This window comes from Pseudomonas sp. P1.8, from assembly GCF_001269805.1.
Classification (GTDB): domain Bacteria; phylum Pseudomonadota; class Gammaproteobacteria; order Pseudomonadales; family Pseudomonadaceae; genus Aquipseudomonas.
Genome location: NZ_LHVM01000016.1, coordinates 363199 through 384775, shown reverse-complemented (window position 1 = coordinate 384775; position 21577 = coordinate 363199). Strand labels below are relative to the sequence as shown.

At 60.6% G+C, this 21577-nt stretch carries 20 protein-coding genes and 1 tRNA gene; 9 read left to right on the top strand and 12 right to left on the bottom strand.

The features are described 5' to 3' along the window. From AD668_RS18290 to AD668_RS18265, 6 genes are all read right to left on the bottom strand, one after another. Positions 1–504 (bottom strand): PaaI family thioesterase, encoded by a 504-nt coding sequence (locus AD668_RS18290; RefSeq protein WP_053160966.1) that lies wholly within the window; start codon positions 502–504, stop codon positions 1–3. 54 nt (positions 505–558) lie between these two features. Then, the gene (locus AD668_RS18285) at positions 559–1836 is read right to left on the bottom strand and encodes an FAD-binding oxidoreductase (protein ID WP_053160964.1); all 1278 of its coding nucleotides are present in this window, start codon (positions 1834–1836) and stop codon (positions 559–561) included. A gap of 3 nt (positions 1837–1839) precedes the next feature. After that, complete coding sequence (locus AD668_RS18280; protein ID WP_053160962.1) at positions 1840–3417, bottom strand: aldehyde dehydrogenase (NADP(+)); 1578 nt, start codon at positions 3415–3417, stop codon at positions 1840–1842. Between the two features lie 80 nt (positions 3418–3497). After that, entirely contained in the window at positions 3498–4445 is a 948-nt protein-coding gene (locus AD668_RS18275; protein WP_053160960.1) for a dihydrodipicolinate synthase family protein, read from the bottom strand. A 55-nt stretch (positions 4446–4500) separates the two neighbouring features. Then, a complete protein-coding gene (locus AD668_RS18270; protein ID WP_053160959.1) occupies positions 4501–5427 on the bottom strand; it encodes a 4-hydroxyproline epimerase in 927 nt (308 codons plus the stop codon). A 46-nt stretch (positions 5428–5473) separates the two neighbouring features. Further along, entirely contained in the window at positions 5474–7120 is a 1647-nt protein-coding gene (locus AD668_RS18265; RefSeq protein ID WP_053160958.1) for an APC family permease, read from the bottom strand. 186 nt (positions 7121–7306) lie between these two features. Between AD668_RS18265 and AD668_RS18260 the strand changes: the two genes are divergently transcribed. From AD668_RS18260 to AD668_RS18250, 3 genes are all read left to right on the top strand, one after another. Further along, entirely contained in the window at positions 7307–8101 is a 795-nt protein-coding gene (locus AD668_RS18260; protein ID WP_053161362.1) for an AraC family transcriptional regulator, read from the top strand. Positions 8102–8176: 75 nt separating this feature from the next. Continuing rightward, a complete protein-coding gene (locus AD668_RS18255) occupies positions 8177–8557 on the top strand; it encodes a RidA family protein (protein ID WP_053160956.1) in 381 nt (126 codons plus the stop codon). 242 nt (positions 8558–8799) lie between these two features. Next, on the top strand, positions 8800–10788 hold the full coding sequence (locus tag AD668_RS18250; RefSeq protein ID WP_053160955.1) for a U32 family peptidase: 1989 nt from the start codon (positions 8800–8802) through the stop codon (positions 10786–10788). A gap of 43 nt (positions 10789–10831) precedes the next feature. Here AD668_RS18250 and AD668_RS18245 read toward each other — a convergent pair whose 3' ends face one another. Together AD668_RS18245 and AD668_RS18240 are read right to left on the bottom strand one after the other, a co-directional pair. After that, entirely contained in the window at positions 10832–11416 is a 585-nt protein-coding gene (locus AD668_RS18245) for a hypothetical protein (RefSeq protein ID WP_053160953.1), read from the bottom strand. A 114-nt stretch (positions 11417–11530) separates the two neighbouring features. Further along, positions 11531–11974 (bottom strand): hypothetical protein, encoded by a 444-nt coding sequence (locus AD668_RS18240; protein WP_053160951.1) that lies wholly within the window; start codon positions 11972–11974, stop codon positions 11531–11533. 346 nt (positions 11975–12320) lie between these two features. On the opposite strand from AD668_RS18240, the gene AD668_RS18235 reads away from it, so the two are divergent. Both AD668_RS18235 and AD668_RS18230 read left to right on the top strand, forming a co-directional pair. After that, positions 12321–12395: transfer RNA gene (locus tag AD668_RS18235), tRNA-Gln, on the top strand. A gap of 322 nt (positions 12396–12717) precedes the next feature. Then, positions 12718–13731, top strand: coding sequence for a GlxA family transcriptional regulator (locus tag AD668_RS18230; protein WP_172681836.1), 1014 nt, complete (start codon positions 12718–12720; stop codon positions 13729–13731). A 45-nt stretch (positions 13732–13776) separates the two neighbouring features. On the opposite strand, the gene AD668_RS18225 is transcribed toward AD668_RS18230, so the two are convergent. Further along, complete coding sequence (locus AD668_RS18225) at positions 13777–14439, bottom strand: glutathione S-transferase family protein (protein WP_053160949.1); 663 nt, start codon at positions 14437–14439, stop codon at positions 13777–13779. A 311-nt stretch (positions 14440–14750) separates the two neighbouring features. Between AD668_RS18225 and AD668_RS18220 the strand changes: the two genes are divergently transcribed. Genes AD668_RS18220 through AD668_RS18210 form a run of 3 tightly spaced genes read left to right on the top strand, consistent with a single transcriptional unit; the run spans position 14751 to position 17862 of the window. Beyond that, positions 14751–15800 (top strand): isopenicillin N synthase family oxygenase, encoded by a 1050-nt coding sequence (locus AD668_RS18220; RefSeq protein ID WP_053160948.1) that lies wholly within the window; start codon positions 14751–14753, stop codon positions 15798–15800. A gap of 1 nt (position 15801) precedes the next feature. After that, the gene (locus AD668_RS18215; protein ID WP_053160946.1) at positions 15802–16743 is read left to right on the top strand and encodes a hypothetical protein; all 942 of its coding nucleotides are present in this window, start codon (positions 15802–15804) and stop codon (positions 16741–16743) included. A 39-nt stretch (positions 16744–16782) separates the two neighbouring features. Next, the gene (locus tag AD668_RS18210) at positions 16783–17862 is read left to right on the top strand and encodes a putative urea ABC transporter substrate-binding protein (protein ID WP_053160944.1); all 1080 of its coding nucleotides are present in this window, start codon (positions 16783–16785) and stop codon (positions 17860–17862) included. Between the two features lie 45 nt (positions 17863–17907). Here AD668_RS18210 and AD668_RS18205 read toward each other — a convergent pair whose 3' ends face one another. Further along, on the bottom strand, positions 17908–18414 hold the full coding sequence (locus AD668_RS18205) for a DoxX family protein (protein WP_053160942.1): 507 nt from the start codon (positions 18412–18414) through the stop codon (positions 17908–17910). Positions 18415–18743: 329 nt separating this feature from the next. Between AD668_RS18205 and AD668_RS18200 the strand changes: the two genes are divergently transcribed. After that, entirely contained in the window at positions 18744–20246 is a 1503-nt protein-coding gene (locus tag AD668_RS18200) for an aldehyde dehydrogenase family protein (protein WP_053160941.1), read from the top strand. Between the two features lie 46 nt (positions 20247–20292). On the opposite strand, the gene AD668_RS18195 is transcribed toward AD668_RS18200, so the two are convergent. Both AD668_RS18195 and cynS read right to left on the bottom strand, forming a co-directional pair. Next, on the bottom strand, positions 20293–20952 hold the full coding sequence (locus AD668_RS18195) for a carbonic anhydrase (protein WP_053160939.1): 660 nt from the start codon (positions 20950–20952) through the stop codon (positions 20293–20295). A gap of 64 nt (positions 20953–21016) precedes the next feature. After that, the gene (cynS, locus tag AD668_RS18190) at positions 21017–21484 is read right to left on the bottom strand and encodes a cyanase (protein WP_053160936.1); all 468 of its coding nucleotides are present in this window, start codon (positions 21482–21484) and stop codon (positions 21017–21019) included. Between the last annotated feature and the right edge of the window lie 93 nt (positions 21485–21577).

Genomic DNA, 21577 nt, shown 5'->3' with positions numbered 1-21577 from the left:
TCAGCCGGCATCCCGGCCGTGAGCGGCGGCCGCCAGTTGTTCGGTGTCGACGCGCACAAAGGTCGAATCACCAACGGCGGTCAGCACTTCACCCGCGTAGACCTCGCAGACGACACGGGTTTTACGCCCGACTTCGCCTTCCACTTTGGCGCGCAACGTCAGCGGTAATCCCATGGGCGTCGGCTTGATGAACTTGATCCCGAGGTTGCCGGTGACGCAATTGATCCGCGGCAGGCTGTCGGCGTCCCGCTGTTCGGCGCGGTAGTGGTACGCCATCGCCGTCCAGTTGGAGTGACAGTCGACCAGCATCGCGATCAGGCCGCCGTACACCAGGTCCGGCCAGCCGCAATATCGGGCGTCCGGTACGTGCTCGGCCATGACGTGCACGCCGTCTTCGTGCCAGAAACTCTTGATGTGCAGCCCGTGCGGGTTGTCGGGGCCGCAGCCGTAACAAACGCCGTCAGGCGCGGCGGTGTCTTGCAGAGAGGTGTCGTGCCGGGACATACCTTGATCATCCTTTGAAATGTGAACCATCACTTGATGGTTCTACAGTTTCCCTCAAAAACGATCCAGTCTGTAGGGCTCAGTCGCGGGTAATCCTGTAGAGGCTGCGACACTCCCGGGCAGGGCCAGTTGTGCGATGAGTTCGGCGGTGACCGCTGCTTGCGTCAACCCCAAGTGCTGATGACCGAAGGCAAGCAGCACCTTGCCGTCGCACACCCGGTCGATGATCGGCAGTGAATCCGGCAGCGAAGGGCGAAATCCCATCCACGGCGTTGCGGCTTCTGCGTTCAAGTCGCGACGGAACAAGCCTTTGCTCAAGCGGTGCAATTGCCAGGCGCGCTCCATGCTCGGTGGCTGATCAAGTCCGGCGAACTCGACCGTCCCCGCCAACCTCAAGCCTTCGGCCATGGGCGTCATGATGAACTTGCGCTCCAGCGAGGTCACGGCAAACGGCAACCGTTCGAGCTCAAGGGGCAACATCAGGTGATAACCGCGCTCGGTGTCCAGCGGGACTTTTTTGCCGGTCAGGGCAGCCGTGAGTTTCGCTGAGTGAGCACCGCAGGCGATCAAGACGTGTCGGCTGGAGACTCGGCCTTGATCGGTGATCAACGAAACACCGTGCTCAGTGAGCTGTCCGCCCTCGACCCGTTGCTTGAGGAACTGCACACCGCTGGCCTTGGCTGCGTGGACCAGTTCGCCAACCACCCGAAACGGGTCGAGAAAATGCCCCGTGCGCGGGAAGAACAATCCGCCCCGGATGCCTTCGCTCAGTTGCGGGGCCGTATCGCGCACCGCTTTGGCCTGCCAGAAATCGACGGGCACCTGTTGCTGACGCATGCGTGCCAGCACTGCTTCGATGGCTGGCTGTGAGTCAGGGCGCTCGAACACCAGCAGCGAGCCGTCTTCTTTCAGCAGATCAGGACGAGCGATCCCGACGAGCAGCCGTTGCCAGGCGTCCAGGCTGCTTTCATTCAAGGCGCGGATGCCGGCCACGGTTCGCTGGAACGGCGCCGGGCGCAGGTTCAGCAGCAGGCGCATGAACCAGGGCAGGGCGCGGGGCATGTATTTCCAGTCCAGGCGCAGCGGGCCCATCGGGTCCATGAGCATGGCGGGCAGGCGCTTGAGGATCGACAGGTCGGCGATGGGGAACACCTGCTCGGTGGCCAGGTGCCCGGCGTTGCCAAACGAAGCGCCGCGACCGGGCTCCTGCTGGTCGATGACCACCACTCGATGGCCCTGGCGGGCGAGCTGCAAGGCGCAGGCGACGCCGATGATGCCGGCGCCGACCACGGCAATGTCATGGGCAGGGTTGGACGAAGAAAGATTCGACATGGCCTAGGCTTCTCTCTGGCCGTCGAGCAGGCGCCGCAGTTGCAGCGGATTACCCTGCTGGAGCGCAGCGGGGAGCAGGGCGTCCGGGAAGTCCTGATAACACACCGGGCGCAGGAAACGCTGGATAGCAGCGGTGCCGACCGAGGTGGTACGTGGGTCGGACGTCGCCGGGAACGGTCCGCCATGGACCATGGCATCACACACTTCGACGCCGGTCGGCCAACCGTTGACCAGCAAGCGGCCAGCCTTGCGTTCAAGCACCGGCAACAAGGCCCGAGCGCTGTCCAGATCGGCGTCATCGAGCTGCAACGTGGCGGTCAATTGGCCTTCGAGGTGCTCGATGACCTGACGCATTTCATTGTCATCGGCGCATTGCACGATCAGCGAAGCGGCGCCGAACATTTCAGCCTGTAACGCGGGGTCCGCGAGAAAATCCTGTGCACGGGTGACGAACAAATGGGTCTGGCATTGGTTGGGTGTTTCACCCGCCAAACCGACGGCTGCTGCCTGGGCATGCGCATGCTCGACCAGAGAGCCGACGCCGGCCTCGTAGGCACTGAAAATCCCGGGCGTGAGCATGGTTTGCGCGGGGCTGCGACGCACAATGTCGGCTGCTGCGCTGATGAAACGATCGAGGGCCGGCCCTTGGCGGGCGATCACCAGACCGGGATTGGTGCAGAACTGACCGGCACCCTGGGTCAGCGACGCGACGAAGCCTTGAGCCAGTGCTTCGCCGCGTGCTTGCAGGGCGGCCGGGAACAGCAACACCGGGTTGATCGAACTCATTTCCGCGTACACCGGGATCGGCTCTGGACGCGCCTGGGCTGCTTGGCACAAAGCGATGCCACCACTGCGCGAACCGGTAAACCCCACGGCCTTGATGCGCGGATCGGTGACCAGGGCGATGCCGACTTCGCGACCGGAACCGAACAACAGCGAAAACACACCCTCGGGCAGCGCGCACTTTTTCACTGCAAGCGCCACCGCACGACCGACCAGTTCGCTGGTCCCCGGATGTGCGCTGTGCGCCTTGACCACCACCGGGCACCCGGCGGCCAATGCTGACGCGGTGTCGCCACCGGCGACGGAGAAGGCCAGCGGAAAATTGCTTGCACCGAACACAGCCACCGGGCCTACGGGGATCTGCCGCTGACGCAGGTCCGGACGGGGCAGGGGTTGGCGCTCCGGCAGCGCGTTGTCGACGCGTACATCCAGCCATTCGCCGGCCCGTACGGTGCGGGCAAACAGGCGCAGTTGCTGACAGGTGCGGCCCCGTTCACCCTGGATGCGCGGACGCGGCAGGCCGGTCTCAGCCACAGCGCGGTCGACCAGTTCATCGCCGAGGGCTTCGATCTCGCTGGCGATGGTTTCGAGGAATTCGGCGCGTGCCTCCGGCGAGGTTGTGCGATAGCCGTCGAAGGCGGCCGATGCCAGGGCACACGCCTGTTCGACGTGTTCGCGGCCACCTCCGAGGTAGGCTGGTTCGAGGGGCAAGCCAGTGGCGGGATTAATGGCCCGGATCGCTTCGCGATGCCCGGTAACGGCTTGCTGACCGATCAGCAGGTTGCCTGTCAGAGTCATGGTGGTTCCTGAAAAAAATAGGTGGGGACGAAAACAAAAGCGGCGCGACCCAGCGCGCCGCCGTGCAAGCCGGGTGAACGTCAGGCGACGTTCTGTTCGGCCGACCAGTGCTCGTACCACTGGCGGAACAGCGCGTACTGGTTCTCGGCGTAACGACGCTGGGCATCGCTCAGGACATCGGTTTCGTTGAAGTGCAGGGCGTATCCCTTGTCACCGTTGAGCACCATCAGGTGCTTGTAATAGAGCACCAGGTCGCAACCCTCGTCGAAGGACGACAGCACGGCCAGTGCCGATTCCAGCTCGCGGGCCTGACGGCGGGCCTTGGCGTCACCTTTGGCGGCTTGCTTGCTCAGGGCCACCAGTTGCAGCACTTCGCGGGGCAGGGCGTTGCCGATGCCGGTGATGGCGCCTGTGGCGTTGCAGTTGACGAAGCCGTGCACCACTTGGGTGTCGACACCGACCATCAGGGTGACGGCGTCATCCCTGGAGGTGATGTGTTCGGCGGCGTAGCGCAGGTCGGCGGCACCGCCGAACTCTTTGAAACCGATGAGGTTCGGGTACTCGCGACGCAGTTCGAAGAACAGGTCGGCACGGGTGGCGAAGCCGTAGTAAGGGCTGTTGTAGATCACGGCGGGCAAGCCCGGTGCGGCTTTCAGAATCGCGGCGAAGTGAGCTTTTTGCGCGGTGGCCGAAGCGCCACGGGACAGCACACGAGGAATGACCATCAGGCCATGGGCGCCAACCTCGGCCGCATGCGCCGCATGGGAAACCGCCTCGCGGCTGTTGACCGCACCAGTACCGACGATGGTCGCAATGCCGGCAGCCACCAGACGGGCTACGCCTTCCTGACGCTCGGCCTCGGTCAGCAGTGGCCAGTCACCCATGGAACCGCAATACACGACGGCGCTCATGCCGATGTCGATCAGTTCGCGACCCTTGGCGACGAGGGCGTCGAAGTCCGGCTTGCGGTCGGCGGTGCACGGGGTCATCAGTGCAGGAATGCAGCCAGTGAAAATGTTGTCGCTCATTGTTGTAACTCCTTGAAGCATTCATTCAGTTTTATTGAGGGAATTGGCGTGGGGCTCAAATGCCCCACGCAAAGGGATCTTGTTCGTCGATCAGCAGCGTGGCGTCGGCGGTCATGTAGGCGCGGCCGGTGATGAAAGGGATGATGCGTTCGCCGTCCCATTCATAGCGGCCGACGAACTGGCTGCCGGTGATGCTGGCCTGGACCCAGCGCTCACCGACGGCGAGTTTTGCGTCGGCCGCCAGGCAGGCCAGTTTGGCGCTGGTGCCGGTGCCGCAGGGTGAGCGGTCGTAGGCTTTGCCCGGGCACATGACGAAGTTGCGGCTGTCGGCCCGGTCGTCCTCGGCAAACAACTCGACGTGGTCGATCAGCGCACCGTTCTCGCCGTGGATGCCTTGGGCTTCGAGGGCCTTGAGCATTGCCCAGGTGAACTCGGTCAGGGCGTCGACGTTATCCATCTGCAACGTTTTGCCGTGGTCGGACACCAGGAAAAACCAGTTGCCGCCCCAGGCGATATCGCCATAGACACGACCATGGCCAGGCACCTCGACCGGCACTTGTTGGCGGTAGCGGTAAGCGGGCACGTTGCGCAGGGTGACGTTGCCGTCCTCATGCAACGTCGCGTTGACCGGGCCGACCGGGGTGTCGATCTTGTGCACGCCGGGCTGGATATGCCCCAGGTAATGCAGCGAGTTGACCAGGCCGATGGTGCCGTGGCCGCACATGCCGAGGTAGCCGGTGTTGTTGAAGAAGATCACGCCGCAGGTGGCATCCGGCGACACCGGTTCGCAGTACAACGCACCCACCAGCACATCGTTGCCACGGGGCTCTAGCAGGCAGGCGCGACGCCATGGGTCATGCAGTTCGCGCAGGGCATCGCGCTTTTCGGCCATGGTCCGGCCGGACAACTGGGGCAGGCCCGACATCACCAGGCGAGTCGGTTCGCCGCCGGTGTGGGAATCAATGACATGTACTTTTTTCATAAACCTTTCCATTCAGAGGAACACGCAGGCATTGCTGGCCTGAATTTCAGCGAGAGGTCTGGGCGGACACACCGATTGGGCGCTGGCCTGTGGTCGTGCCGGTGTGAACAGGATCGGCTTCGCTTTCACCGTCCTCTTCTTCCAGGCGAACCAGATGCGCCGGCACGCCGGTGGCCGCGCCCCAGTAGTAAATGCCCATCGCACAAGCCGCCACGACCACGGTGTCGAACGGATGGGTGAGCACGCCCATGCCGCCGAAACTGCCGAGCCAGGACAGCACGATGGTCACGGCGTAGAAGCCGATCAGCCATGCCGAAGAGCGCACTTGCTGGGCCAGGCTCAGGTGGTGCGTCGGTACAAAACGTGCGCACAGCAGGTAAATCACGAACATCAGGATTTGCAGGCCGAGTAGCCAGGACACCGTGCCCCAGCCCGACCAGTAGACGATCAGCGCGGCGATGATGAACGACACGGGGCCGAGGACACCCATGTGCTTGACCCTGAATGGGCGCGGCATGTCCGGTGCATTGCGACGCAGGGCGGCAACGGAGACCGGCGCCACGGCATAGCTCAACACCAGCGCGGCGGAGACCACGTTGATCAGGGCTTCCCACGACGGGAAGGGCAGGGTCCAGAACACCGACAAGGCAAAGGTCAGCCACAGCGCCGGCCGCGGAATGCCGGACTTTTCGTCGATACGGGTGAAGATCTTGAAGAAGGTGCCGGTCTGCGCCCAGCCGTAAATCACACGTGGCGTAGCGTTCATGTAGATGTTGCCGCAACCGCTCGGGGAGATCACCGCGTCAGCCACTACCAGATAAGCCAGCCAGCCCACGCCCAATGCCAAGGCGATGTCGCGGTATGGCAGGGCCAGTTCTTTGGCGACGCCGGCCCAGCCGTTGGCGAGCATTTCGGTCGGGACGCCGCCGAGGAAGGCCACTTGCAGCAAGACATAAATCGCGGTGGAGAGCAGCACCGACAGGATCAGTGCAATCGGTATGGTGCGTTGCGGATTCTTCACTTCGCTGGCCACCGAGATGATCGGCGTCAGCCCCAGATAGGCGAAGATAATGCCGCCGGCGGACACCGCCATCTCGACACCGGACAGCCCGAACGGCATGAAGCCCTGGGACTGGAAGTTCTCCGGTTTGAAAAAGGTGAACAGCACGCCGATCACCAGCAACGGCACGATGAACTTGAACATACTGATCAGGTTGTTGGCCTTGGCGAAGGTCTTCACACTGTAGTAGTTGAGCATGAAGAACAGGCACAGCAGGCCGAACTGGACCAGCCAGCCGATCGCCGTTGGATTGCTGGAACCGGCCTGGGTCAATGAGGGAAACCATGCCGCGGCATACTGGCGTGCGGCGACCACTTCGATCGCCACCAGGCTGGAAAATGCGATCAGCGTGATGAAGCCCATCAGGTAGCCGAGCAGTGGGCCATGGGAGAACACCGGGTAGCGAACCACGCCACCGGCACGCGGCAACGCCGCACCCAATTCACAGTAAACGATGCCCAACAGCAGAACGGCAAACCCGCCCAGCAACCAGGAAAAAATCCCCGCCGGCCCCGCAATCGCGGAGACGTGACTGGCTGCGAACAGCCAACCGGAGCCGAAAATGGCCCCCAGTCCGATAAACGTAAGGTCTATCAACGACAGTTGTTTTTTGAACTTGCCTTGGCCTGACATGGCATCGCCTTCTTGTGAGTTATTGGATAGGCAGGTGTGCACTTCAAGTCGCCCCGGTCGGTTTTGCCGAGGAGGGCGGTGGCCATAGATTGAACGTGGCGGCGAACTCGCGATTGATGTTTTTCTTGGGTGTCGATGACGAAATCAGCACAATGGGCAGGTCTGATTTTTGCGAAGGGCGGGTTGATGACTCAGGATGCGTTTGCGATGTTGTGCCAGGGCGACGACTCGAATCGCCCCGAATCCATCGAGCAATTGCTGGCCGGCGTTGCGCTGTTGCTGCCCATGCTGGATGTCATTCCCAATGCCGCGATCTTCATCAAGGATTTGCAGGCGCGCTATGTCATGGCCAATCGCACGCTGGTGCAACGCTGCGGCTTGAAGCAGTTGAAACCGCTCTTGGGGAAAACCAGCGCCGAAGTGTTTCCGGCGCAATTGGGCCCCGGTTATACCGAGCAGGACCGACGCGTACTGGAGCAGGGTTTTGTCCTGGAGGATCAACTGGAGCTGCACCTGTACGGCAGTCGAGAACCGGGTTGGTGCCTGACTCACAAGCGGCCGCTGTATAACCGTCGCAATGAAATCATCGGCCTGGCCGGGATCTCGGTCGACCTGCAATCGGCAAGCGACACGCACCCGGCGTATCAGCGTCTGGCGGCGGTCGATGAGCACATTCGCGCGCACTTCAATCGTCGTGTGACCCTCGGCGAACTGACGCGCATCGCCGGTATTTCAGTGGCGCAACTGGAGCGCTACTGCAAGCGCGTGTTCCACCTGACCCCGCGGCAGATGATCCAGAAAATTCGCCTGGAACATGCCCATCGCCTGCTGCACACCGAAATGCCCATCACCGACGTTGCCTTGCAATGCGGCTACACCGACCACAGTGCGTTCACTCGGCAGTTCAAAGCCTCGACCGGATTCACGCCGCGTCAGTACCGGCAGGCGACCGGTCTGGAGCAGTCGTCGAGTCTGGATTAGCGACGCGTCGGGATTGGCCTGTAAACTGGCTGTGTAAAAGGCATTCGCCTTACCCATTCAAGCAAGAGAGTTCCCATGGCAAACCACGACCTGACCTTTACGCCCGATCCTGATGCGGATTCGATTTCCTCCGACGTCGTCGGTTTCGGCGGCGTGCTGGTCTCCACGCAGATTCCGACCCGCGCCGACGGCAGCCTCGAACTGGGCGACATCACCCTGCAAAGCGAATGCACCCTGCAAGCGCTGAAGGTGGCGCTGGAGCGCGCGGGCAGTTCCATGGACCGCGTGATGCACCTGACCATCTACCTTACCGACATGGCCGACCGCGCCGCGTTCAACGAGGTTTACAAGCGTTACTTCGCCAAGCCCTGGCCGGTGCGCGCCGCCGTGGGCGTGGCTGCACTGGCGGTCGAAGGCATGCGCGTGGAAGTCACCGCGATGGCGGCCAAGGCCTGATCTCGGCCAGACATACACAAAACCCTGTAGGAGCGAGCCTGCTCGCGATGAACACAAGGGCGACGCATGCACTCAGAATGCCCGCGTCATCGTTAACGTCCATCGCGAGCAAGCTTGCTCCTACAAGGATTAAGGCTGTCAGATCTTCCCAGGGCCACCACCTGGCAGCACACGGGTGCTCCTAAAGCGTTTCACCGCTACAATGCACGCCTCGACCGTGACAGCCTGACTAAAAAAATATTATGTCCCTGCCCAAACATCATCTGGAATTGCTCAGCCCCGCCCGTGACGTGGCCATCGCCCGTGAGGCGATCCTGCATGGCGCTGACGCAATCTACATCGGTGGCCCGAGCTTCGGCGCCCGCCACAACGCCTGCAACGAAGTGAGCGAGATCGCCGAACTGGTTGAATTCGCCCGTCGCTATCACGCCCGGGTGTTCACCACCATCAACACCATCCTGCACGACAACGAACTGGAGCCGGCTCGCAAGCTGATCCACCAGTTGTACGATGCCGGTGTCGACGCGCTGATCGTCCAGGACCTGGGCGTGATGGAACTGGACATTCCACCCATCGAGCTGCACGCCAGCACTCAGACCGACATCCGCACCCTGGAACGGGCAAAGTTCCTCGATCAGGCCGGCTTCTCCCAGTTGGTGCTGGCTCGTGAGCTGAACCTGCAAGAGATCCGCGCCATCGCCGACGAGACCGATGCGGCCGTCGAATTCTTCATTCACGGCGCGTTGTGCGTGGCGTTTTCCGGGCAGTGCAATATTTCCCACGCCCACACCGGTCGCAGCGCCAACCGCGGCGATTGCTCCCAGGCTTGCCGTTTGCCTTACACCCTCAAGGACGAAAAGGGCGGCGTGATCGCTTACGAAAAGCACTTGCTGTCGATGAAGGACAACAACCAGAGCGCCAACATCCGCGCCCTGGTCGAAGCCGGCGTGCGTTCGTTCAAGATCGAAGGGCGCTACAAAGACATGGGCTATGTGAAAAACATCACGGCCTATTACCGCCAGCGCCTCGATGCCGTGCTCGAAGACCGTCCGGACCTGGCCCGTGCCTCCAGCGGCCGCACCGCGCATTTCTTCCTGCCCGACCCGGAAAAAACCTTCCACCGTGGCAGCACCGATTACTTCGTCACGGATCGCAAGATCGACATCGGCGCCTTCGACTCGCCAACCTTCACCGGTTTGCCGGTGGGTGTGGTTGAGAAAGTCGCCAAGCGTGACATGCAGGTCGTGACGCACGAGCCGCTGTCCAACGGCGACGGTCTCAACGTGCTGGTCAAGCGCGAAGTGGTGGGTTTCCGCGCCAACATCGCCGAACCGAAAGGCGAGTTCGAGGAGGACGGCGAGAAGCGTTATCGCTATCGCGTCGAGCCCAACGAGATGCCGGAGGGGATGTACAAACTGCGCCCCAACCATCCGCTGAATCGCAACCTCGATCACAACTGGCAACAGGCGCTGCAAAAGACTTCCGCTGAGCGTCGCGTTGCCTTGCGTTGGGTCGCTTGCCTGCGTGAAGGGCAGCTGGAACTCACCGCGACCAGCGAAGAGGGCATCAGCGCCAGCGTCACCCTGAAAGGGCCGTTCGGTGCCGCCAACAAGCCGGAGCAGGCACTGGAGCAATTGCAGGATCTGCTTGGTCAGTTGGGCACTACGCAGTACCACGCCATCGATATCAAGCTGGACGCGCCGCAGGCGTACTTCATTCCGAACTCGCAGCTCAAAGCCTTGCGCCGTGAAGTGATTGAAGCCTTGACCGAAGCGCGCATCGCCGCTCACCCACGCGGTGGTCGCAAGGCCGAGACCACACCGCCACCGGTGTACCCGGAATCGCACCTGTCATTCCTGGCCAACGTCTACAACCAGAAGGCCCGCGACTTCTATCATCGCCACGGTGTGAAATTGATCGACGCGGCCTACGAGGCTCACGAGGAAACCGGCGACGTCCCGGTGATGATCACCAAGCACTGCCTGCGATTCTCCTTCAACCTGTGTCCGAAACAGGCCAAGGGCGTCACTGGCGTGCGCACCAAGGTCGCGCCAATGCAATTGATTCATGGCGACGAGGTGCTGACGCTGAAGTTCGACTGCAAGCCTTGCGAAATGCACATCATCGGCAAGATGAAAGGCCACATCCTCAACCTGCCGCAACCCGGCAGTGTGGTGGGTCACATCAGCCCTGAAGACCTGCTCAAGACCATCGCGCGCGCGCCGCATTGATTGACTGGTTGTGAGCGCGGTCGTGGTGCCGCGTTCACAGTGGTCAAATCCTGCAACAGCTGAAGTAAATGATTGCCACGGTGACGGCAATGCCGAATGACGCCAGTGCTTTTACCGTTAAATGGGGTAAAGGTACGAATTCGGTGATTTGTGGCGAGTAGGATGAGGAAGCCTGCGAGGGTTTTCTGCGGTGGTGCCTGATGGACTTATAGCTGTACTGCAAGCTGATCAGCAGTGAGAGAGCAATCAGTCCAAGGGCAAACCAGCGGGTGCTTGTCGGTTTTTGTGCAGGTGTAACCATTTCGTCTTCGCAAGCGGCGCTGTCGATTTCAATCACCGAAATTGGCTGATAAGTCGATGAGTACCGTTTCGCATCGTTCTGGATTGATGCGAGTTGCTCCAGATCCAGCGCTTGATACTTCCACAGCGTTGACGAGCCCTCGCGGCAATAAGTGAAAGAGACCGGATTTTTGGCGCCAATGATGCACGCGTCATTGATACCCATTTTTTTCAGCGTTTCATCCGCTGACCGGGTGAAGTCCAGGTCGAAGACAGGCATGACGCCGGTTGCAGAAGCCGCGGACGAAACCAACAGGATCGCCAAGGCGCAGAATGCTGAAGTGTTCACCGTCTGGGCTTCCTCGTTGTGCTTTGGCTTTTTGTTTTAATCGCGGAGCCAGGATGCAACAGCCTTTGATGGAGTCTAGACGCATTCGCAAATTCTACCCTTAAAAAATCGCCCCTAATTACAGGCTTCAGCGACGGCCTTTTCAGCGCGTTTGAATTCCTGGCTGACGTCCGTGGTGATTTTCTGCTTTTTCATTTCCTGACCGAGAAATGGTTGCTCGCCTCGGGACTGGACTTCGGCATTTTCGGCCACGATCTGTGCTTCGATGGCGGTGGCATGCTGATCGATGACGGCATCGACCTCCGCCTGGTTTTTTGCGGTATCGAGGGCGCTGACAAGTTTGCCTGCCTCGGCTTTCTCGGCCTCGGCATAGGCCTCGATCGTCAGTCCGGCAGCCATCGCCCGAGCCTGGGTTTCCAGGTCTTTGAGATGCTGTTGCGCGGTCGTGCACAGAACTTCCTGTCTGTGGCTCTGCTCCAGATTCCAGCTATTGAAGCCGTAGAGCGCGGCACCGGTGACGATGAGGGTGACCGCGGCGGTAATCAGTTTGCCTTTCACATTCCGTACCTTGTGGGTGGCAAGAGAAATCTATTTTGCATCCATTACCCGACTCCGTTCGAGCAAAGAAAAGCGTAGCAGACGAAAATCAGCTGCCGGTAGCGTATGGCTCGGCGCGTGCCAGGTTGGGGCAGTAGGCCGCCGAACCGCCTGCTTCAGCGGTTTCACAGTCGTTGGGTGTTTTACCTCTCAGTAAGCGTCTGTTTTAACAAACAATTTTTACTAAAAGGGCTTCCCAGGCAGAGTAAAAGTTGATAAATTGCCGCCCGTTCTTGCAGCAACCCTTTCAGGGCGTGCAGCGCAGGGGCTTCTATAGAGAGCAGCACGCTCTCGTCGCAATACCTACAGGGGCGTCGCCAAGCGGTAAGGCAGCAGGTTTTGATCCTGCCATGCGTTGGTTCGAATCCAGCCGCCCCTGCCATTTTCCTTACAAGCATCCAGTCAGTCGGCCGATAACGCGCCCGCCTGGGATGATTGTGTCTATTGAAGCAGCCTTCCTTTAAACCAGATCGACGTCCATCCCGTCCGCGACCCCAACCTTCCTGTTAACGACTATTGAAAGCTGATGAGTGCCGCCGACGATGCGACGCTGGCGTTCAATTCTGTTAGAAGTCGAGTGGCCGACCGCTACGTCGAGGGATCGCTTGTCACGCGGTGCATTGCAGCGGCATTCTCCACGCAAATTCGTTTAAGCGCTCAACAGCGACGGCGGTGTGTATGTTCAATTGTAAGCGAGGCGAGTGTTGGTAGAGCGACGTCAGTTCAGCGGTGCGATGAAGGGCAAGAATCTTCGCTACCTCAAAGAGCATGAAGACCCGTCGGTCCCGCAGGCGCGGGCAGGTTTTCTGTTGCTGGAGCATTTTTCGTTGCCGGCGTTCACCCAGGCACTCGATACGGTCGTCACGGCCAACCTCTTGCGGCCCGAGTTGTTCTTGACCAAGACCTTCGGTTTGACCGAAGGCGAAGTGATCAGCGATCTGGGGTTGGTGATTCGACCCGATGCCCGTCTCAGTCATGCCGAGATTCAGCAGCTGGATCTACTGGTGGTCTGTGGCGGTTACCGAACGGCGCTCAAGGCCGACGACGCGCTGATCGGTTTGTTGCACGACGCGGCCGAGCAGGGCATTACGCTGGCGGGGATCTGGAATGGCGCGTGGTTTCTTGGGCGAGCCGGGGTTCTGGATGGCTATCGTTGTGCGATTCATCCGGAGCATCGCCCTGCGCTGGCGGAAATCGCCAAGCTGAGCCAAGTCACCAGTGAAGCGTATGTGGTGGATCGCGATCGACTGACCGCGTCCAGTCCGAATGGCACTTTTTACATGGCACTGGAATGGATCAGGGGGTTGCACGACAAGGCGCTCACGGACGCCATCGAAGACATTCTGGCCTTTGAAGCGTCGCGTTACCGGCGCATCAAGCCCACGCTGAGCGTGTCTGTCAGTGGCCCGCTGCGGGAGGTAGTCAACCTGATGGACGCCAACCTGGAGGAGCCGCTGGAAATGGATGCGCTCTGTCTTTACGCGGGACGGTCTCGTCGGCAGATCGAGCGCCTGTTCAAGGAGCAGCTGGGCACCACGCCCCAGCGCTATTACATGGATTTGCGGATCACCGAGGCGCGGCGCTTGCTGCAGCACACGACGTTGACCATCGTTGAAGTCTCGGTGGCCTGCGGGTTCGTCTCGCCCAGCCACTTCAGCAAATGCTACAGCGCTTACTTCGGCTATCGGCCGTCCAGGGAAGTCAGGCTGGTGAAGTAACGGAAAAGGGCAGTGTGACTGCCCCTTTCCTCCCATCACCCTTGGTTAACGAAACCTTTGCGCGATTGCCTCGGCAAACGGAAACATGGAGAAGTACGGTCGCGCTTCGTCGATGACCCGCTGGCAGGACGGCCGGGTGGTCAAACGGTCGAAATACGTATTCAAATGGCGATGCTCATCGGCAAACGGCACCAGCATGCTGGCGTAGAACAGGGCCGGGCAGGCGGCGCAATCGGCCATGCTGAACACGTCCCCGGCGGCCCAGGTTGTGGACGCCAGTTGACGCTCGAGCATGCCGTACGCAGTGGTAAGGGCTGCGCGCTCCCGGGTCAGGTCGCCGTTCGCCGAGCGCAGGCGATCGAGGACTATCTGGTTCATCGGGCCCTGGACGTGGAGGTCGAAAAAGCGATCCCAAAAACGAACCTGCAGCGCGGACTCCCAATCGCCGGGTATCAGGCGGTGTTGGCCGGCTTGAAAGTGGTCCAGATACTCAATGATGATGCTCGACTCCGCCACGTCGCGCTGACGGGTGTGATCGTGGACCACCGGAAATTTGACCAGCGGCCACAGGGCTTGAAGCTCCGCCCGGTCGGCATCGTTGCCCAGGTCGATGATCCTTTTTTCAAATTCGACCTGGTGTTCGTAGAGTGCGATCAACACTTTGTGACAGTACGACGAGAGCGGGTGGAAGTAGAGAGTCAGCGGCATCTTTCGGTCCCTCGGCCAAGTGCAAACCCGTGCATTATCCGCCTGCACTCGCCGATGTGCGAGACGCTCCATCGTGGTGCTGTCTGGAGGTGAAAGGGTTGGGAGTTGCTTGATCTGAAAATAATTAAAATATCTTTCAAATCAATGCGATCGTAACTCGTTCGATGATCAGTCCGAACGTGGCACGCACATTGCTCCATTTCTTTGGCACCGGTTCTGGTGCGAATGATCCGGGACGACCCGGAGGCCTAGCGGCTCTGCGATATCTGGACGACCAGGTGACATTTTGACTAATCATCAGGAGGTTACTTATGGCGCCCACGCCTCGAACTACCCCTCATTCAGCGTTCGAACACCTGCCCCTGGTGGACATTGGCGGACTGTTTTCCGACTGCGCCGCCGATCGCATCCAAGCCGCCGCAGCGTTGGGGAACGCCGCGCAGCAGGCGGGTTTCCTCTATGTGACCGGGCACGGTATCGATCCGCAGATCATCAATCGTCTCAAGCAACGGACCGTTGAATACTTCGCCCAGCCGGTCGAGCGCAAGATGCAGGATTACATCGGGCTTTCGAGCAATCACTGCGGGTATGTCCCGGAGGGCGAGGAGCAGTTTGTCGAGGGCAGCATCGATCACAAGGAGGCCTTCGACGTTGGCTTCGACTATGTCCTGCCAGAGGGGCAGCGCCCCATGCTGGGGGCCAATCGCTGGCCAGTGTTGCCGGGTTTCAAGCAGGACATCAAGGCTTACTACGACGCGGTGTTCAGCCTCAGCCTTGCGCTGTTTCGGGGCTTTGCGCTGGCCTTGGGGTTACCGGAAAACGCCATCAGCCAATGGGTCAATCATCCGCCCAGCCAACTTCGGTTGATTCACTATCCGTATTCAAAGGATGCACCGCAGGATCGTCCGGGTATTGGCGCGCACACCGACTACGAATGCTTCACCATCCTGCTGCCGACTGCGCCGGGGCTTGAAGTGTTGAACGGAGCAGGGCAGTGGATCGACGTGCCGCTGGTCGAAGGTGCATTTGTGATCAATATCGGCGACATGATGGAGGTGCTGAGCAATGGCACCTATGTCGCCACGGCCCATCGGGTGCGCAAGGTCAGTGAAGAGCGTTATTCCTTCCCGATGTTCTGCGCTTGCGACTATGACACGGTCATCGAACCTATCGCGCAACTGCTCGAACCGGCAGCGCCGAGCCGCTATGGGCCGGTGGTTTGCGGGGAGCATCTGTACGCACAGACCCTGCAAACCTTTCGCTATCTCAAGCAACGCATGGCACGGGGCGAGCTGAGTTTGCCCAGTGGCGCCAAAGGCTTGTCGTCATTCGGCTACGCCGCCATCGGCGAGGAGGTTTGACATGCACCTTCACCAGCTTGTCGAGCAATTCGCACAACAACCACCCCAGGGTGTTCCCAACTGGATGCTCGGTTTCTACAAGCGCCGAGCGATCAGTTTTGCCGACGGCCTGACCGATGTGCAGACCCACGTGTGCTGGTTCCAGAGCCGCAATTTCACCATCGATCTGCGCCTGCCGCTTGAGCATCAACAAGTGCCGGCCAAGCCCTTGTCGGGGTACAGCGCGCAAGAGCTGCAAGTGCTCGCCAATTACGAAGGCTGGGAAGCCTTGTGTTCCTGGGAAGGCGAGACCCTGAGCTGGCACACGGACACGTCCTTGCAGGTGCACAATCGCTGGCCGGAGCCTGGGCTTCTCAAGCGCATCGGTGACTGCATGATCGAGTTCTCACCCAGTGACGCCTACGTCGAAGACTGGCGCTTGCAATCATCGGCACCGGGGGCATTGATCGGCTTGCGACTGCTGCACGAAAAGGAGCTGGGCAGTGGTCGCGTGCACCACCGTGGTGGCGGGCTGATCGTGTGCGGCGATCATGCGGCGCTGGTGCTCGGGCGGGCCGAGGTGCTTGAGTGCGGCCCCCTCGATCTGCGTGAGGCGGTTGCGCGCCATGCCGACGATCTGCAATGGCTCAGTCGTGCCTTCAATTTCGAAACTTCAGTCGCCTGTGGCTCCCTCGCAGAGGGCTTCAATGTGACCCTTTCGACCTGCGCTGCACGCATCGGCCAGCCGTTGATCTCGCTGGAAGGCTTCGAGATTCACCCTGACGGTCAGCACGTTTGCCAGTTGCTTCAGGTCGACGGCGTTGTCCGCGAGCGGTTGTTCGTGATCGACACTCTGGAGCCGCAGGTCAGCTATTCATCCGCCACCGGATTCACCGACCGTGCCGCGCAATGGTACGAGCGCGAATCCCCGACATTGAGCCGCTACACCCGGCCGCTCGTTTGAACCCAATGCGTCACCCCATTCATAACCCGTGAGGTTTCCATGAAGGCATTCTCGTGCGTGTTCTACCGTGTTGCAGTCGTGTTGCTGGCGTTGTCCTGTGTGGCTTTCGGTGCTTCTGCGGCCGAGAAAAAACAGTCGTTCAAGGTGGCCTGGTCGATCTATTCCGGGTGGATGCCGTGGGGCTACGCCAGCGAACACGGGATCATCGACAAATGGGCGAAAAAGTACGGCATCCAGATTGAACTGGTGCAACTCAACGACTACATCGAGTCGATCAACCAGTACGCCGCGGGTGCATTCGATGCCTGCGGTATGACCAACATGGATGCCTTGACCATCCCGAGCGCCAATGGCGTGGACACCACGGGGCTGATTCTGGGCGATTACTCCAATGGCAACGACGCCATCGTCCTGAAGAACGGCAAGACCTTTGCCGACATCAAGGGCCAGCAGGTCAATCTGGTGGAGTTGTCGGTGTCCGACTACCTGATGTCCCGGGCCCTGGACATTCATGGCCTGAGCCAGCGCGATATCAAGATCATGAACACCTCCGATGCTGATGCCGTGGCTTCGTTCTCCACGTCCGGGGTGACAGCGGCAGCATTGTGGAATCCGCAATTGAGCATGGTGATGAAGCAGTCACCGACGGCGGTTCAGGTCTTCACCTCCAAAGAAATACCGGGGGAGATCATTGACATGATGGCGGTGAACACCGAGACGCTGGCGGCCAATCCGGAACTGGGCAAGGCGTTGGTCGGTGCGTGGTTCGAGACCTTGCAATTGATGAGCGGCGACAGCAGGCAGGCCATCGCCGCACGTACTTCGATGGCCGAGCGCTCGGGTACCGACCTTAAAGGCTACGAGGAACAACTCACGCAAACCATGTTGTTCTATACGCCGGGCACCGCGTTCGAGTTCGCCAACTCCGACGCCATCCGCCATACCATGGACAAGGTGCGCACCTTCTCCTTTGCCAAAGGCTTGCTGGGCCAGGCCGCCACCAGCGCCGATGCGGTGGGCATGCAGTTTGCCGACGGCTCGACCCTTGGTGATAAGAACAACATCAAGCTGCGCTTCGATAGCCGCTTCGTGAACATGGCCGTGGCCAACCAGCTCTGAGCGAAGGCGACCATGAGCGTTCGTCTTGAACGCCCATGGCGTGTTTCAGCGATGCCAGAAATAACGAGTCAGCAGCGCATCGAGACTCAGTTTGCCGGGGCCGGAGAACAGCAGCGGCATAAAGGCCACGAGGTAGATCAGTGGCAGTTTGAAGTTGCCGAAACCCTTGTTGCTGATCGCGTAGCCCTGGGCGAGTTCGCTTAAGGTGGACCAGTCGGCTGGCCAGTGCACGGCTGCGGTCGCGACAAGGGTTACGACTATCAGAATGAATGCCGAAATCCGTGTGCCGAGGCCCACCAGAATCGCCAGGGCGCAGATCAGTTCAGCCCACATCGACAACTCCCAGTTCAACGTCGTCGACACGTGGTTGAACGGAAACGGGAAGCGCGACTGAATATCGGCGAACCAATTCTGGCCATTGAATTTTTCCAGGCCCGACTCGAAGAATTCCCAGGCGAGGAACACCCGCAAGGCCAGGGGCGCGATCCATTCGCCGACGCGGTCGAGGTTGAGGTGCAGGCCTTTGACGGCCGAGGAGATGGCGGTGTTCATGGGCGATGGTCCCCTTGATTGAGTTGAGCGCCGGGATCGGCTTGGCCAATCGACAGGCGTATTGCATCAACGGGATGTATCTGCGATGTGTCGCCTGGGTGGGGTTTTGAGTGTTTGGAGTGTCACGGGCGGGGCTGTACACACTGTGATACTTCAAGCACCGCTTATCCCCCCGTGGGAGCGAGCCTGCTTCAGATACATCAATGTGGCTGACCCACCGCTATCGCGAGCAGGCTCGCTCCCACAAAGGTCACCCACAAAGGGCAGTGACGCTCTCGCGCAATTGCTATACATTTTCCGGCCGCCCCTCAGCATGGTGATACCGCTTCATGTCTCTTGCGCTCGAACGTCTAATCGCTGGCACGCCGATCCCTTTCGCTGGTAACCGTGTCACGGTGGTCAGCCCCGAACTGGCAGCACGCTTCCAGCCCGGTGACCACTTGTTGGTGGAGCAGGTCAGCGGTGAACTGTTGCTGATTCCGGTGGCCGACCAGCACGCGGCAGCGGTGGCGATCGAACAGGCCGAAGCGGCATTCACGGCAATGTCTGCGGTTTCCGATCAGGCGATCAGCACATTTTTCGACCTGTTTGCCCAGCGCCTGGAAACCCCGGCGTGCTGGACCTTGATCGAGGCCGCAAACCTGGCTGACATCGAGCGGGCCAAGGCCCGTGGGCGTTCGACCACGCGCCTGCTGGCCGATGAGCGCATGCGCCGCGACATGATTGCCGGGCTGCGCGCCTGGCGCGATGCCTCGGCCACACGCGGCAAAGTGGTCAGTTGCGTCGAGCATGACGGCTGGAAAGTCGAGCAAGTGGTTTCGCCGCTGGGCATCGTCGCGTTTGTCTTCGAAGGTCGGCCGAACGTGTTCGCCGACGCTGCCGGCGTATTGCGCACCGGCAACACTGCCGTACTGCGCATTGGCAGCGATGCGTTGGGCACGGCCCAGGCAATCGTCAGCCACGCGCTGAATCCGGCGCTGGCCGATGCCGGTTTGCCCCAGGGCGCGGTATCGCTGGTGGAAAGCGTCAATCATGCCGCCGGTTGGGCGATGTTTGCCGACCGGCGCCTGTCGCTGGCCGTGGCTCGTGGTTCGGGTCGTGCTGTCAGCCAGTTGGGCAGCATCGCGCAGCAGGCGGGCACCGCTGTCAGTTTGCACGGCACCGGTGGTGCCTGGCTGGTCGCCCATGCTGATGCGGATGCCCAGCGCTTCGCCAGCGTGGTGCGCAACTCCCTGGACCGCAAAGTCTGCAACACCCTGAACGTATGCCTGATTCACCGCGACCGTGCCGCTGAGCTGGTGCCGCTGTTTCTCGATGCTTTGCAGCAGGCGGGCAAGGCGCGCGGGCAGGGCTGCAAATTGCACATCGTCGAAGGCAGCGAGCTGTACTTGCCCAGTGATTGGCAAACGGCAACCGTCCAGGTACATCGCGCCGAAGGCTATCAGACTGAAGCATTGGCCGAGCCCCTGCCCGAAGATCAGTTGGGCCGAGAGTGGGAATGGGAAGAAACCCCGGAAGTCAGCCTGAAAATCGTCGATGACCTGGACAGCGCCATCGCCTTGTTCAACCGCTACAGCCCACAATTCACGGTGTCGTTGATCAGCGACAGCGCAGAGTCTCAGGACCGTTTCTACCACGCGGTCAACGCACCCTTTGTCGGCAACGGCATTACCCGCTGGGTTGACGGCCAGTACGCGCTGAACAAACCGGAACTGGGCCTTTCGAATTGGGAAAGCGGGCGACTGTTTGCCCGCAGCGCGATTCTCTCGGGCGATGGCGTGTTCACCATCCGTAGCCGCATGACCCAGGTCGACCTGGACGTCAAACGCTGAAACCCTCCCTCCAGCGACCGCCAGTGTGCGGTCGCTGTCATGTTCGTCATGCGGCCTCAGTCGCTCTACCGTACACGGCGCAAGTCACCGGGTGCTCGGCCAGTGACACGAAGCTGCGGCTGTCGGTGTCCAGTGCGTCGATCGAACCGGTCTCGATGTCGTATACCCAGCCATGCAGGTTCAACAGGCCTTTTTCCTGTGCCAGGCGCACGCTCGGATGGGTCTGGATATTGGCCAGTTGAGCGATGACATTTTCCCGCACCATTGAACTCACCTTGGCTGCTTCATTGGCGTGAGGGCGCGACTCGTTGATCACCTTCGCCGACGCGGCATGTTGCAGCCAGCCGCTGACGGCGGGCAGGTGGTCCATGCAGGTGCACTTGGCCACGGCGGTCATGGCACCGCAGTCGGAATGGCCGCAGATCACGATGTCGGTCACGCCGAGCACGGCGACGGCGTATTCAACGGTTGCTGATACACCCCCGGGATGCGGACTGTACGACGGCACGATGTTGCCGGCGTTGCGGATCACAAACAGTTCGCCGGGTTCCTGCTGGGTCAGCAGTTCCGGTACGACGCGGCTGTCGGAGCAGGTGATGAACAAGGTGCCGGGGTGTTGCGTGGTTGCGAGGTGTTTGAACAGGTCGGTGCGTTGTGGAAACGCTTCTGTCTGGAATTTCAAAAAACCTTCGATGAGCGCTTTCATGGGGCTTGCTCCAAATCAACGTGGTGATCGACGGCCCGCACGAACGCTACGGGCCGGCATTCGATCAGAAAGGACGCAGGGGCAGGAACTTGCCGTCGAGGGTGATCACGGCGCGGGAGCCGCCTTCCGGGTCCTCGACTTTTTTCATGTCGAGCTTGAAGTTGATTGCACTGATGATGCCGTCGCCGAACTGCTCATGAACCAGGGCTTTGAGCGTGGTGCCGTAGATCTGGATCATCTCGTAGAAGCGGTAGATGGTCGGGTCTGTCGGCACGCCCGCGAGACTACCGCGCAGCGGGATGATCTGCAGGTGGGCCACGGCGTCAGCATCCAGTTCGAGCTTGTCGCCAACGACCTGGGCGGCATTTTCCGGCAGAGGATGCTGGCCGAGCAGGGCAGCGGTGACATAGGCCAGACTCAGCCCGGTGCCGTCGGTCAGGTCCTGCCAGGACAGATTCTTGCGTGCCTTGGCGTCGAGAATGGAAGTGGTCAGGGCCAGGCTGGTGTCGTTGTAGGCGTGGGACTGTTGCATGGTGAATCTCCTGTCGGACGGGGTGTTGCTTGGGTGTGAAGCCATCTTCTGCCGATACACTCATAGCGTCCAAGATCGATATACAATGCAATC